This is a genomic window from Pelagibacterium halotolerans (assembly GCF_044811015.1).
Lineage (GTDB): Bacteria > Pseudomonadota > Alphaproteobacteria > Rhizobiales > Devosiaceae > Pelagibacterium > Pelagibacterium halotolerans_A.
Genome location: NZ_CP085243.1, coordinates 469,428 through 482,529 on the forward strand (window position 1 = coordinate 469,428; position 13,102 = coordinate 482,529).

Below are 13,102 nucleotides of genomic sequence, written 5' to 3' on the forward strand. Positions count from 1 at the left end.
GATGAGCGTACCGAACGCGGACCGCATTGTAGCGACGATATTGGGCTGCGGGTCGTCGGGCGGCGTGCCACGCGTCGGCAATATCTGGGGCGCGTGTGACCCGGCCAATCCGAAAAATCGGCGCAGACGGTGTTCGCTTCTGGTCACGGGCACGCACAGGGATATGCGGGGCAAGACGCGCATTCTTATCGATACCGGATGCGATTTGCGCGAGCAGCTTTTGGATGCTGAAGTCGACGAGGTCGACGGTGTCTTTTACACGCACGAACATGCCGACCATACGCACGGGATCGATGATCTGCGCGTTCTGGCGCTCAATGCCAAGCGCCGTGTCGATGTCTATATGAGTGTTTCGACCGAACTGCGGTTGCGAGAGGCGTTCGGCTATTGCTTCACGGCTCCTCAGGACAGTCCGTATCCGCCCATTCTCAATGCGAATTCCATTGCCGCCGGTGAAACCGTCGAAATCGAAGGGGCAGGGGGACGCATTACGGTAACGGCATTTGAGCAGGAACACGGCAACATCACCTCGCTCGGGTTTCGCATTGGCGATTTTGCGTATTCCTGCGATGTTTCAGGAATTCCCTTGGCCTCGCAATGGGCTGTTCAGGGACTTGACACCTGGGTGGTCGATGCCTTGCGCTATACGCCGCATCCGAGCCATCTCAGTCTTGAGCAGTCGCTCGCGCTGATCGCCGAGTACAATCCGAGGCGCGCTGTTTTGACCAATTTGCATGTCGATATGGACTACGCCGTTGTCGATGGCGAGACGCCCACACATGTATGCCCGGCGTATGACGGAATGAGCATCGACGTGCGCTCGGGCGCGGATTGACAGACATCTGGGGTGGCGTTCGACGTGTCGATGTGCCACCGTTCGTTCGCGTGCACATCAGCCGTCGCGAGGTCAGAAATGGTCGGCCCCCAGCATCCGCCTTGCGAAGCGCCGGATGCCATAGAGCCAACAGGCCGCGATACCCGGTGGGTCTTGCCGGCAACGATTTTGGGCTCAAGTCTCGGCTTTATCGATGGATCGGTGGTCAACGTCGCGCTGCCGGTCATTCAGCGCGATCTCGAAACCGGACTTGCAACCGCGCAATGGGTTGTCAACGGCTATATGCTGATGCTGGGGAGTCTCATTCTCCTGGGCGGCACTGCGGGCGACCGCTTCGGGCAGCGGCGTGTTTTCCTTTTTGGGCTTATCGGATTTGCGGTCGCCTCGGTGGGGTGCGCGATTGCGCCGGGCCCGATCGAGTTGATCATCGCACGTTTTATCCAGGGCACGGCTGCCGCGTTGCTCATACCGGCGAGTCTTGCGCTTATCGGATCGGCCTATACCGGCGAAGACCGGGGCAAAGCCATCGGTACATGGGCAGCAGCGGGTGCCCTGACGACGGCGCTCGGGCCGCCGCTCGGCGGTTGGCTGGTCGATACGGTAGGATGGCGCGCGATCTTCATGATCAACGTGCCAATCGCTGCGGCAGCGCTTTATATGGGTTGGCGAATCGTGAGCAATCCGAGCCAGCGCGAATACCAGTCGCTCGATCTAACGGGGACCGGCCTGACGGTCGTCGCGTTGGGGCTTTTGTGCTACGGGCTGATTACCGCCGGGGAGGGGAATACAACGCCCGGATTGGCAGCGATTGCGCTTTCGGTGCCGTTCGGCATTGCCTTTATCTTCGTTGAGCTGCGCTCGGATTCGCCCATGGTGCCGATGTCGCTTTTCGACAACAGGGATTTTTCCGGCGCGAACGGATTGACGTTGGTGCTTTATGCGTCGCTGTCGGGCTCGCTCTTCCTGCTGCCGTTCGTACTGATCTATGCGCATGACTATAGCGCGGCGGCTGCCGGTGCGGCGATGTTGCCGTTTTCCATTCTACTGGGCGCAGGCTCCCGCTGGTCGGGTGCGGTATCCAAGCGCGTGGGTGTTCGACCGATGCTGATCATAGGGCCGGCTCTGACGGGTGTTGGCTATCTGGTGCTGGCGGCTTTGGTCGAGACCGGCTGGTATTTGATCGGATTTTTCCCGGGCATCGTCGTTATCGGGATCGGCATGACTATTACGGTTGCGCCGCTCACGACCACCGTGTTCGACGCGGCTCCGGACGACGCAGGCGGCACGGCGTCCGGGATCAATAATGCCGCAGCCAGGATTGGCGGGCTTGTCGCCGTGGCGGCATTGGGGTTCGCTTTTGGCGGGTCGGACCTCGCCAATCTTCCCGCTGAGGTGCTGATGGCATCGTACCGTTGGGTGATGATCGCCGCCTCGATTATGGCGCTGGCCAGCGCCCTGGTGGCGTGGCTCGCTATCGGCAGGGGCGAGGCTGTTCCGGCCGCGCAAGAATGAAGCCGTCGTCCTGAAAAGGCGTGCCGCCGGCGCAAATGGCGCGGCGGCGGCAGTCAGGGAAACGTGCGTTATGAAGAAATCAGGACGAAGCGGCGGTTGGTATCGAGCACCGGCCGGGCGTTACCCGAATAGATTGCCGTAAAGCGCTCGATATCGCCCGCGGCCACCTCCAGCGGGTCCGTTGCGACCATCCAGGTGACGATTTCGCTGCAGGGAGGCGTTGTCAGCGACCCTTCGTAATTCCAGTAGCGCAGCGTTGCCGGCAGCAGACCGTTCGGATCGACCATGTCAACATCGGCTTGTGCGCCGGCCTCGGAGGGAAATGCCGCTGCAAGGCTGGCGAAGGCCGTGTTTGTTTCGCCGGGTTTCAAGAATACGCCCAAAACGCCCAGGTCGCCCGTTCCACGATCCTTATGCACGAAATGAGCTTCCATCGGATAGGCCTGGCCATCGACGAGGTGCTCGCTCGGAGCGTGGAAATGATACTGAAGCAGATCGTAGACTTTATTACCGCGTGTGAGCGTGCTTCCATCCGGCGTGTTGATCACGATCGTATGGCCGTTGTTGACCATCGTGCCACCGGTCTTCCAATCGATCGCGATCTGGGGAATGTCGGCATCGATCGCGCCTGTGATGTTGATCGGCGATTCCTGGGTGCCGGTCGCACACGTTGCATACGATTCGTCCAGATCGCCCCAGTGCTCAGGGCCGGTGTCGCCGCCATACGACCAATGCACGCCTTCGGAGGCCCGTGCGGCCTGGGCGCAAATTGGACAGATGCCGGCAACCGCCAGTGTTTTGATAAAATGACGCCGTTTCATAGGTAAGTTCCTAAAATTTACTCGATATTGTAGACGCTTAGCTTCAAAGCGTCTCTGAAACGGCTAGGCTTCGAGTGCGGCGTATATGTGGCGGCTTGCAATTTCCGGCAGCCACAAAAGTTCCATAATATATATTATGCGAAATATATGCGGCAGGATGGATGGAACATCTCATCCTCCGGCTACCACCGCTCCTCAGGCGCTGAGCGCTGCCATGATGCCGCGCAGTTCGGCAAGACCTCGCAATCGGCCAACAAGAGGATAGCCTGGCATCACTGGGCGTTCGAGGTCGGAAAGCAACGACTGGCCGTGGTCGGGTCGCATCGGGATCTTCCAGTCGGCGCGACCTTCCGTTTTGCGTCGGGTCTCTTCAGCCAGCAACGCGCGGATGGTGGCAACCATATCGGTGTCGCCGTCCAGATGCTCGGATTCATAAAAGCTATGCCGCCCGCTAATCCCCTCTCCGACCCGCCGGGTGTTGCGCAAATGAACGAAATGAATGCGCGCACCCAGTCGGGTCACAAAGCGCGCGGGATCGAAATCCTTGGCTACGCCCAGTGACCCCGTGCAGAAGGTAATGCCGCTGGCAGGGCTATCGACGGCCTCCATGATGTGGGCATAATCGTCCTCGCTCGACATGACGCGCGGAAGCCCCAGCAGCGGAAACGGCGGATCGTCGGGATGACAGCAGAGCCGGATTCCCAGCTCTTCGGCAAGCGGTACGACTTCTGACAGGAAATCCACCAGGTGGCGGCGCAGCCGGTCGGCGTCGATCCCGTCATAGGTACTCAGATGGCCGCGCACCTCCTCCAGCGTCCAGGCATCGTTGGCCCCCGGCAATCCGGCTACGATGTTATCGGCCAGTTGAGTGCGGTCGGCGTCGGTCATACTGGCGAATGCCGCCTCGGCCTCGGCCAGGAGGGCCTCGGGATAGTCGTCCGCTGCGCCTGGCCGGTCGAGGATGAAACGGTCGAAAGCGCAGAACTGCACAAGGCCGAAGCGCATCGCGCGCCCGCCATTGGGCATGGGTGCCGCAAGCTCGGTCCGTGTCCAGTCGAGCACGGGCATGAAATTGTAGCAGACCGTGGAAATCCCCGCGGCTGCGAGGTTGCGCAGACTCTGCCGATAGGCGTCAAGATGCGCTTTGAACGGGCCGGTCTGAGTCTTGATTGCCTCCGAGACCGGTAAGCTTTCGACGACATCCCAGGCGAGTCCCGAGGGTACGCCCTTCGGTTGCGCGACCTGATCTTGCCGGAGGGCAATTTCCTCGGGCGTCCAAACCTCACCTGGCATCACGTGATGCAGCGCCGACACGATCCCCTCGGCTCCGGTTTGACGGATTTCGGCAATCGAAATCTCGTCGGCAGGTCCGAACCACCGCCAGGTCTGCTTCATCTGTCGTCCTTTCCCGAAGGCCTCTTGGCGAGGTCTTATTCCGCGCGCAGGCTGAGCCCGCCTTGTGTGTCGAAGAGATGGATCCGGGCGGGCGTGAGTGCGAGCGAGATGCCCTCACCCGGCTGCACCTCTGTCTGACCCGGGCTGTGAACGGTTAGTCTGGTCCCGTCACTGGCCTCGCCATAGATATAGGATTCGCCGCCGAGCTGCTCGACGGTCCGTACTTCGATCCGGACTGTTCCGTCGTCGGCTGGCCGTACGTCCGTCGGACGGATGCCGAGCGTGATGTCCTGGCCTGGCCGGTGCTCGAACCCCTCCTCTGGAATCGCCACGCGTTCTCCAGTGGACAAAACAAGGATCCCCCGGTTGCCTTCCTCGACCCGACCGGTAAGGAAATTCATCTTGGGCGAGCCGATGAAACCCGCGACGAACAGGTTTCGCGGCCGGTTGTAAAGGTCGAGCGGAGCGCCGAACTGTTCCACCTCACCGAGCCGCAGCACGGCGATCTTGTCGGCCATGGTCATCGCCTCGACCTGGTCATGGGTGACATAGATCATCGTGTTGCCGAGGCGGCGGTGCAGCGACGCGATTTCGCCGCGCATGTCCACGCGCAATTCCGCGTCGAGATTGGAAAGCGGCTCGTCGAACAAGAACACCCTGGGTTCGCGCACGACCGCGCGCCCGATCGCGACGCGTTGGCGCTGTCCGCCCGAGAGGTCTTTGGGCCGCCGGTCAAGCAACTGGTCGATCTGCAGCATCTTGGCAACCGCGGTGATCTTCTCGGCAATCTCGGCCTTGGGCGTGTTGATGTTTTCGAGCCCGAAACTGAGGTTCTGGCGCACCGTCATATGCGGGTAGAGCGCATAGGACTGAAACACCATCGCCAACCCTCGATCGGCGGCGGGGATCGTGTTGACCACCTCGCCGCCGATGACGATATCGCCGCTCGTGATCTCCTCCAGCCCTGAAATCATCCGCAAGAGCGTGGATTTACCGCAGCCCGACGGGCCGACGAAGACACAGAACTCTCCGTGCCCGATAGCCAGGTTGACGCCTTTGATCACGTCGGCGACGCCGTAGCTCTTACGGACATCTTTCAGCTCGATACTGGCCATTCTCAGACCCTCCCTTCCCGGTCGCCGGTCACTTGCCGCCCGTCGATGCAATGCCGGTGGCGATGTATTTTTGCAGGAACATGAAGACGAGCGCGATCGGCAGGAGCGTCAGCACGGTCATCGCCAAAAGGTTGCTCCATTCGGTCCGCATCTCGCCCTGGAACGAGTTGAGCGCGAGCTGGAGTGTAAAGTTTTCGCTTTCGCTCAAGACGATCAGCGGCCAGAGGAAATCGTTCCAGCGCCACATGATCGCGAGGATCGCCAGCACAGCGATGGCCGGGGCCGAGAGCGGCAGGATGATGCGCCAGAAGATTTTCCATTCGCTGGCCTTGTCCATCCGCGCGGCGTCGAGGATCTCGTCGGGGATGGTGAGCATATACTGGCGCAGGAGGAAGACGCCCGTCGGCGTGGCCGCTCCGGGGATGATTACGCCCCAGAGGCTGTTCAGCATCCCCAGTTCGCGCGTGATCAGAAAGAGCGGTACCAGCACCACCGTATGCGGGATCATGAGGGTGCCGATCACCAGCATGAGCACCGTGGTGCGCCCTCGGAACTTGTATTTCGAGAGGGCAAAGGCCGCCATCGAATTGACCAACAGCATGATTGCCGTGGCCATGAGCGTAATGAAGGTGGAGTTCCAAAGATAGCGCGGGAAATCGAAGCGTTCGAACAGCTCGGTATAGTTCTCGGTGGCCAACGAGACGCGCTCGACAGGCCGGTAGTCGTCCACGTCGACGCGCAGCCGCTCATCGGGGGCCGCCGGATCGACCATCTGCGCGACAAGCCCCACGCGCCTGATCAGAGCCAGTCGTTCGCCCTCGTATTCGCCGTCGACGATATCGAATAGCGGAAGCGGCTCGTCATAACCCTCGACGGCGGCCATTTCCTGCGCATAGGGCAACAGGCGCGGCGGAAAGCGCTGTAGGTCGGTTTCGGTCTTGAACGAGGAGAGGATCAGCCACACCACCGGGCCGAACATCAAGAGGATGCCCAGGAGCAGATAGCCGTAGGTCAGCCAATCGGTCCAGTCCATCCGGCCTTTGCCGGCCCGGGTCCGGGTCAGGAATCCAAGGATTTTAGCCATCGACGTTTCTCCGATTGACCCAGAGCTGCACGGCCGTCAGCACCACCAGTACCAGTGCCAGCAGGATTGAGGCTGCGGCCGCCAGCCCGAACAAACGTGGATTTCCGGCAAAGCCTGTCTGATAGATGAACTGGATGATGAAAGTCGTGGCGGAACCCGGACCACCACCAGTAAAGGCATAGACTTCGTCGAACGTTTGTACGCCCTTGATCAGCGCCAGAACCAGCACCACCAACATGGTGGGGGACAGGAGCGGTAGCGTGATCTTTGTGAAGGTCCGCCAGTTCGAGGCGCGATCCATCAGCGCGGCCTCGTAGACGTCGCGCGGGATGGCCTGCAATCCAGCCAGCAGGATGAGCGTATAAAAGCCCATATGCGCCCAGACCGAGAGGAAAACCGACCAGCTGAACGCCCAGCGCGTATCCAGAAGCCATGTGTAGGGTTCGAAACCCAGGCTATCCAGCCCCGCGTTGAGTACGCCATTACGCTGCAGGATCCATTTCCAGATCAGCGCCACCACGACCGGTGAGAGCAGCACAGGAAAGAAGAAAACGCCGCGGAAAAAGCCGCGCGCTCGGATCTTGCGGTTGAGCACCAGCGCCGTCAGCAAGGAAAATGCCACCATTAGCCCCACCTGTAAGGCGACGAACCAGACCGAGTTCCAGATCGCGCGCCAGAACAGATCTTTCTCGCAGCTGTTGGGGTCGAGATAGTTCGCGCAGTTAGCAAGGGTTTCGAAATTCCCGGCGCCCACAAATGGGCGGTCGCCAAGGAGCACTTGATCGCCCCCGGTCAGTGCGTAGAGCACATTGAGTATGATGGGCAGAAAGGCGAAGAGACCGAAGAGTATGAGGTTTGGGGCCAAAAACAGCCAGGCCAGACGCCGAATGCCCAGACGACTCTGTACGAAGGCGAAGGGGATCTCGATGATCCGCATCACCGGCGCGATAATGCTGTACATGATCCGAGGCCTCCAACGCTCGTTCTTGTCAGCGGCGGGGCCCTGAACCGGGTCCCGCCGATCGTTTTGGGATATTGGTTACTCGGTTTCCGCCAGCGCGGCCTCAAGGTCCGACTTGGCGCGTTCCATGGCTTCCGCGACGGTCAATTCACCGACGATCGCCTGGGTCACGCGCTGTACCGTGATGTTGAACATGGCGCGGTTGCGGCCATCGCCCTGATAGGCAAAGGCAATGGGAGAGACGCGGCCCACTTGGGCGCCCCAAGCGTTTAGTGCGGCGGCAGAAAGCGGAGACGCTCCCTCATACTGTGCACCCGCGGCTGCAACGGCCCGATGTGCCGGGATGTTCTTGGTGCGCCCCGAGAACTCGGCATAGTTCTCTTGGCTTGCGATGTAATCCATCAGTTCCGCAACGATCTCGGGATGCTCGGTCTGAGAGAAGCCCACGAGGCCTGAACCGCCCGGCATGCCGGAGCAGCCACCTTCGCCGCAGGGCGATCCCACGACCTGCCAGTCGAACAGATCGCCGATCTGCTCGTCGAACCGGCCGGTCTGCCAGCTTCCGGAGTAGTAGTAGACGAGCTCGCCATTGATGAATTCCTGGGCCGCATCGCGGTAGCTCGAACCGCCCTGCCCGGCCCAGACGTCGCGCGCCATGGTGCCGTCTTCATGCCAATCGACAAACTTCTGCACATAGGCAGTGAACGCGTCGTCCACCAGCATCGGCTCGCCGTTCTCGTCGAAGATCTTCGCGCCATATGAAATCGCTGGACCGGCGATCCGGTGGCCCGAACGATCCATGGCCATCGGGAACGTGACGCCGGTCGCCTCGGCAACTGCGCGCGAGGCTTCGGCCCATTCGTCCCAGGATGCGTCCTCGCCCGGCACCTCGACGCCGGCCTGCTCGAACAGCGTGCGATTGATAAAGGCACCAGTCACGGTCATCTGGATGTGCAATCCGTAGATGCCGTCGTCATCGGGGCCGGCGCGATACCAGTCCAGAACGTCCCCGAAGCTGTCTTCCCAGTATGCACGGTCCACATAGGGCGCGAGGTCCAGATAGTACTGGTTCAGCCCTCCCAGATCGGTAACAGTCGCGAGATCCGGGCCGGTTCCTGCGGCCAGCTGTACCGGGAGGCTCTCGAGGATCGCCTGATACGGCACCACGTCCATCACCACGTCGACGCCGGGATGATCGGCCTCAAAGCGTGTGGCCATCTCGTTGAGCACGTCGCATTCGGTGCCGTCGGACGAGCACATAAACCGGATTTCCTGCGCGTTGACTACGCTCATGCCTCCGGCGAGAAAAGCGGCCGTAAGCGCCGTTGTCGCCAAAATTTTCTGTTTCATTCTGCTTCCTCCCTGATCCGCAGATCGTTCGTTTGGGGACCCTTCCCCGATTACGGCAGCCAGCTCTCGTAGAGCGGGGCTGCCTGGCTCAGCGGCAGCGAAACCCGCTGCCCCGTACGCGCGGCGTGATAGACAGCTGTCACCAGCTCGATGGATCGCCGCCCATCCTCCAAAGTCACTTCACGGCCTCCGCGCCCCTCCAGCGCGTCGGCAATCGCGTCGAAAAAGCCTGCATAACCCGCCAGCGGCGTATCGATCGAAGCCAGAACGGCGTCGATTGCCGCCTGCTCGTAAGGCGCGCGGGCGGTAAACGTCCATGCCTCGGTGGCTGGCGCATAAGGCGCGGTGCCGCTTTCGGCGGTAAATCCCTCGAAATTGAACCTCAGGCGAGAAATCTCGGTCGCCGAGCCGAGCGTGATCGAACTGGTCGAAAGCGCACCGGACTCGTGGACCATAAGAATTGCGCCGCAATCCTCAACTTCGATCGCGTTCACGAGGGTGGCCGTGCTGGCAGACAATTCGGCTATTGGTCCAAAGACGCTGCACAAGAGGTCGTGGTTATGGATCGCATGGCCCAGAACCGCCCCGCCGGATTCGCCCGCCCAGGTGCCGCGCCACGGAACGGTGTAGTAGTCGGGACCGCGATTCCAATGCGTCTCGAGGCTCGCTGCGAAAGCTTTTCCGGCCAACCCCGCCTCTATAAGCGCACGGATTTGCGCCGTGCCGTGCCCATAGCGGTACTGGAACACCGGAAAGACCTGACGCCCGGTTTCCTGGGTAACGGCAATCAGCGCGTCGGCCTCGGCCAGAGAGCGTACCAGCGGTTTCTCGCAAACCACGTGCTTCCCCGCCTTCAGTGCCGCCTTGGACACCGGAAAATGCAGGTGTGGCGGCAGGCAGACATCGACGAGATCGATATCCGGATCGGCCAGAACCCCATCGAGATATTCCGTTACGGTGACGCTGTCATCTTCGCCCACCACGCTCTGTGCGCGGCCGGTGTCGAGGTCGCAGAACGTCTTTACGGCAAAGCGTTCGGGCAGCGCCCGGTAACCGTCAAGATGCTGGGAGCCGATCCCCGCGCCGACAATCGCAACGCGGATCATGCGCCCGCTCCTTCGGCCAGGGCCTGCGCCTTGAGCGCCAGTTCACAGACCTTGAAGGCGTGCGCCTGCGGCATGGAGGTTTCGGTACGGTTGCGGATGTCGTCGATCAGCCGGAAGAAATACGGCAAGCCGGCGTCGGGACAGGCGATCTTCTCGCAGCGCTCACCATTGACGAGAATGAGGTGATCGGTGCCCTCGGCGCCGCCCACGTCCACATATTTGCGCAGCTCGATATAGCCCTCGGTTCCCAGAATGGTCAGCCGTCCGTCGCCCCAAGTGGGCAGCGCGTCGGGCGTATACCAATCCACGCGGATATAGCAGTGGCCCTTGTCGCTTTTGAGCGCGACCTCCCCGAAATCCTGAAGGCCGGGATCGTCCGGATTGGCGTAGTTGGCGACATTGGCCATCGTCACCTCGGCATCGGTCGACCCGGTGAAGAACAGGAACTGATCGATCTGGTGGCTGCCGATATCGGTCAGGATACCGCCATAGGCGTCGCGCTCGAAGAACCACCCGGGCCGGGTCGGACGGTTGAGCCGGTGCGGCCCAAGGCCCACTGTCTGAACCACCCGGCCAATCGCGCCCTCGGCTACAAGCTCTGCGGCCCTGGTAACGGCTGGCACCTCGAAGCGTTCGGAGAAATCGATGGTCCAAATCCGCCCGGTGCGCGCGACGGCCTCGCGGATTGCGTCGAGTTGCGCCATGGTGGTGCAACCCGGCTTATCCACCATCACGTCCTTGCCCGCCTCCATCGCCGCGATGGCCAACGCGGCCCGGTCGCGGGGGATCGCCGAAATCAGAACGAGGTCGATTTCAGGGTCGTTGAGGATTTCATCCTTGCTGGCGAGACGGGGCACGTCGGGGAACCGCTTAACGAAGCCCTCGAGTGTCTCGGGTTCGCCCTCGGTCCACCAGCATTTGAACTCGGCGCCCTCGGCCATAAGGTTGCCCGCCATGCCGAAGATATGGCGATGGTCGATGCCAAGTGCGGCGATTTTCAACGGTTTCATTGAGATACTTCCATACTACGCCCCTCGGAGGCCGAGCGGGCAATTGCGTCGATCAGATGGTGAGCGGCCAGCGCTGCGCGGCCCGAAGCCGCCGGCGCCCGGCCCTCGGTCAGGGCATCGGCGAAATCCTCGATGATCGCCTGGTGCCATTCATGGGTGAACGCCATCGGGTCGGCACCGCCGCCGGTCGTGGCGGTCGCGCCGAAGCTTTCTTCGCGCCCGTCACGCCAACGCACCGTGAGCACGCCGGAGCCCAGATGGAGGCTCGCCTTGTCGAAATGCAGGATGATCGTCTCCGCCCCGCCCGGAAAGCTGGCCGTGCTGGCAACGAGCGAACCCACGGCGCCATTGGCAAAGCGCAGCCCCGCCGTCGCAAAATCTTCCGACTCCATCTGGTGAAACCGCGTCGTTGCGGTCATTGCCTGTACGGCGGCGACCGGTCCGGTGAGGCTCAGGGCCAGATCGATGGTGTGAATCGCCTGGGAGATCAGCACTCCGCCCCCGTCGCGCGCATACGTGCCGCGTCCGGGCTCGTCGTAATAGGCCTGCTCGCGCCACCAGGGCACAGTGATCTCGGCAAGACCGAACGAACCCAGAGCGCCAGAGTCGACCAGTTCCGCTGCTTTGAGTGACGCCGCGCGCATCCGGTGTTGGAAAAAGACGCCGAGCGTGACACCCGCCTCTTCACAGATCCGCACGACCTCCTCCGCCTCGGCCGACGTTCTGCCGACGGGTTTCTCCAAGAGGATGTGCTTGCCTGCAAGCGCGAGTGGCTCGACAACCATGGCGCGGGCATTTGGGGGTGTGGCGATGACCGCTACGTCGACGTCATCGTCCGCCGCGACGGCGGCAATGTCGGGATAAATCGTCAAGGTTTCGCCGCCAGCCGACTCAGCAAAGTCCTGCGCGCTTTTTACGTGCCGGGCCGTTACCCCCTTGAGCCAGACGCGCGGCGCAGCGGCGCGCAACGCAGCCAAATGGGTGCGTGCAACCATGCCGGTGCCTACCAAAACGCAGGTGAGTCGATCGCTCGTGGTCACCGAGACGTGCCTCCCATCTTCTTGTTGGCTTCATGTTGCACACCGGTATACCGGTTGTCAAGCACTCTGGATACCGGTATACAGGACTAGAAAAATGTCCCTTTCCAGGGAAGAACACGTAAGGCCGCTGGTATGAGCGAAAAGTTGCAAGCCGACGAAACGACAAACGATCTTCCGGCCATTTCCTTCCCACCGCTAGACCTAAATCGGCCGGCGGGAGAGCAAATATTTGCTGCGCTCAAGTCTGCAATTTTGCGGACCGACCTGCCGCCGGGCTGTCTCGTTTCGGAGAACGAGATCGGCCAGCGTTTCGGGGCCAGCCGTACGCCCGTGCGTGAGGCATTCACCCAATTGCGCAACGATGGGCTGATCGTGACCCGCCCGAGCCGGGGCAACTACGTTTCGCTCCTCTCCGAGGAACGAATCCGGGAGGGGCAGTTCATCCGCGAGGCGCTGGAACTTGCGAATGTGGAACGGCTTTGCCAAAACGGCCTTTCCGACAAGATGGCGCGCGAGTTGACCAGCATCCTGGACGCGCAGGAACGCTGTGCGCTCAATGGCGACATGCTGGCGTTCCAGGAACAGGACGACCGCTTTCATACCACCCTCGCCCGTGCGACGGGCTTTGCCCGCGCCGAAACGCTGCTGGTGCGGGAAAAGGCGGCGCTGGACCGGTTGCGGGTCTTCTCGCTCGGCGACACCGACCATACCATCCGCCTGTTGGGCGAGCACCGCGCAGTGCTCGATGCCATCCGCGAGCGCGACGCTGCCGCCGCGATGACGGCTATGCGGGTGCACCTGCGCTCGATCCTCGGCACGCTCTCGAGCCTCATCCAGGCCAATAGAGACTATTTCGAATAATGCCCCGAAAGG

Annotated in this window: 12 protein-coding genes; 3 read left to right on the plus strand and 9 right to left on the minus strand. The window is 61.7% G+C overall.

Annotation, left to right across the window (positions count from 1 at the left end):
* The first annotated feature begins 1 nt into the window (after position 1).
* Complete coding sequence (locus LG281_RS02350; protein ID WP_404403978.1) at positions 2-835, plus strand: MBL fold metallo-hydrolase; 834 nt, start codon at positions 2-4, stop codon at positions 833-835.
* Positions 836-913: 78 nt separating this feature from the next.
* The gene (locus LG281_RS02355; protein ID WP_404403980.1) at positions 914-2,347 is read left to right on the plus strand and encodes an MFS transporter; all 1,434 of its coding nucleotides are present in this window, start codon (positions 914-916) and stop codon (positions 2,345-2,347) included.
* A gap of 68 nt (positions 2,348-2,415) precedes the next feature.
* Here the strand turns inward: LG281_RS02355 and LG281_RS02360 are convergent, their stop codons facing one another.
* From LG281_RS02360 to LG281_RS02400, 9 genes are all read right to left on the minus strand, one after another.
* Positions 2,416-3,168: a carbonic anhydrase gene (locus LG281_RS02360; RefSeq protein WP_404403982.1), complete on the minus strand. Its 753-nt coding sequence runs from the start codon at positions 3,166-3,168 to the stop codon at positions 2,416-2,418.
* Positions 3,169-3,363: 195 nt separating this feature from the next.
* Positions 3,364-4,563 carry a mannonate dehydratase gene (gene uxuA / locus LG281_RS02365; RefSeq protein ID WP_404403984.1) on the minus strand — a complete coding sequence of 400 codons (1,200 nt, stop codon included), beginning with the start codon at positions 4,561-4,563 and terminating at the stop codon, positions 3,364-3,366.
* Between the two features lie 35 nt (positions 4,564-4,598).
* The gene (locus tag LG281_RS02370) at positions 4,599-5,678 is read right to left on the minus strand and encodes an ABC transporter ATP-binding protein (RefSeq protein WP_404403986.1); all 1,080 of its coding nucleotides are present in this window, start codon (positions 5,676-5,678) and stop codon (positions 4,599-4,601) included.
* A 28-nt stretch (positions 5,679-5,706) separates the two neighbouring features.
* Positions 5,707-6,762 (minus strand): carbohydrate ABC transporter permease, encoded by a 1,056-nt coding sequence (locus LG281_RS02375; RefSeq protein WP_404403988.1) that lies wholly within the window; start codon positions 6,760-6,762, stop codon positions 5,707-5,709.
* Positions 6,755-7,723 carry a carbohydrate ABC transporter permease gene (locus tag LG281_RS02380; protein WP_404403990.1) on the minus strand — a complete coding sequence of 323 codons (969 nt, stop codon included), beginning with the start codon at positions 7,721-7,723 and terminating at the stop codon, positions 6,755-6,757. Before LG281_RS02380 ends, LG281_RS02375 begins: the two co-directional genes overlap by 8 nt.
* A 78-nt stretch (positions 7,724-7,801) precedes the next feature.
* Positions 7,802-9,073 carry an ABC transporter substrate-binding protein gene (locus tag LG281_RS02385; protein ID WP_404403992.1) on the minus strand — a complete coding sequence of 424 codons (1,272 nt, stop codon included), beginning with the start codon at positions 9,071-9,073 and terminating at the stop codon, positions 7,802-7,804.
* A 50-nt stretch (positions 9,074-9,123) separates the two neighbouring features.
* On the minus strand, positions 9,124-10,179 hold the full coding sequence (locus LG281_RS02390) for a Gfo/Idh/MocA family protein (protein ID WP_404403995.1): 1,056 nt from the start codon (positions 10,177-10,179) through the stop codon (positions 9,124-9,126).
* Positions 10,176-11,189 carry a Gfo/Idh/MocA family protein gene (locus LG281_RS02395; RefSeq protein WP_404403997.1) on the minus strand — a complete coding sequence of 338 codons (1,014 nt, stop codon included), beginning with the start codon at positions 11,187-11,189 and terminating at the stop codon, positions 10,176-10,178. The genes LG281_RS02390 and LG281_RS02395 overlap by 4 nt, the downstream gene beginning before the upstream one ends.
* On the minus strand, positions 11,186-12,229 hold the full coding sequence (locus tag LG281_RS02400) for a Gfo/Idh/MocA family oxidoreductase (protein WP_404403999.1): 1,044 nt from the start codon (positions 12,227-12,229) through the stop codon (positions 11,186-11,188). Before LG281_RS02400 ends, LG281_RS02395 begins: the two co-directional genes overlap by 4 nt.
* Positions 12,230-12,361: 132 nt before the next feature.
* Between LG281_RS02400 and LG281_RS02405 the strand changes: the two genes are divergently transcribed.
* Positions 12,362-13,090: a GntR family transcriptional regulator gene (locus LG281_RS02405; protein WP_404404001.1), complete on the plus strand. Its 729-nt coding sequence runs from the start codon at positions 12,362-12,364 to the stop codon at positions 13,088-13,090.
* The last annotated feature ends 12 nt before the right edge of the window (positions 13,091-13,102 follow it).

Bases quoted from the DNA above. Each gene is read 5' to 3' on its own strand.
- LG281_RS02390 (WP_404403995.1), bottom strand. From the start codon at position 10,179: ATGATCCGCGTTGCGATTGTCGGCGCGGGGATCGGCTCCCAGCATCTT.
- LG281_RS02380 (WP_404403990.1), bottom strand. From the start codon at position 7,723: ATGTACAGCATTATCGCGCCGGTGATGCGGATCATCGAGATCCCCTTC.
- LG281_RS02395 (WP_404403997.1), bottom strand. From the start codon at position 11,189: ATGAAACCGTTGAAAATCGCCGCACTTGGCATCGACCATCGCCATATC.
- uxuA (WP_404403984.1), bottom strand. From the start codon at position 4,563: ATGAAGCAGACCTGGCGGTGGTTCGGACCTGCCGACGAGATTTCGATT.
- LG281_RS02355 (WP_404403980.1), top strand. From the start codon at position 914: ATGGTCGGCCCCCAGCATCCGCCTTGCGAAGCGCCGGATGCCATAGAG.
- LG281_RS02350 (WP_404403978.1), top strand. From the start codon at position 2: ATGAGCGTACCGAACGCGGACCGCATTGTAGCGACGATATTGGGCTGC.
- LG281_RS02405 (WP_404404001.1), top strand. From the start codon at position 12,362: ATGAGCGAAAAGTTGCAAGCCGACGAAACGACAAACGATCTTCCGGCC.
- LG281_RS02385 (WP_404403992.1), bottom strand. From the start codon at position 9,073: ATGAAACAGAAAATTTTGGCGACAACGGCGCTTACGGCCGCTTTTCTC.
- LG281_RS02370 (WP_404403986.1), bottom strand. From the start codon at position 5,678: ATGGCCAGTATCGAGCTGAAAGATGTCCGTAAGAGCTACGGCGTCGCC.
- LG281_RS02375 (WP_404403988.1), bottom strand. From the start codon at position 6,762: ATGGCTAAAATCCTTGGATTCCTGACCCGGACCCGGGCCGGCAAAGGC.
- LG281_RS02360 (WP_404403982.1), bottom strand. From the start codon at position 3,168: ATGAAACGGCGTCATTTTATCAAAACACTGGCGGTTGCCGGCATCTGT.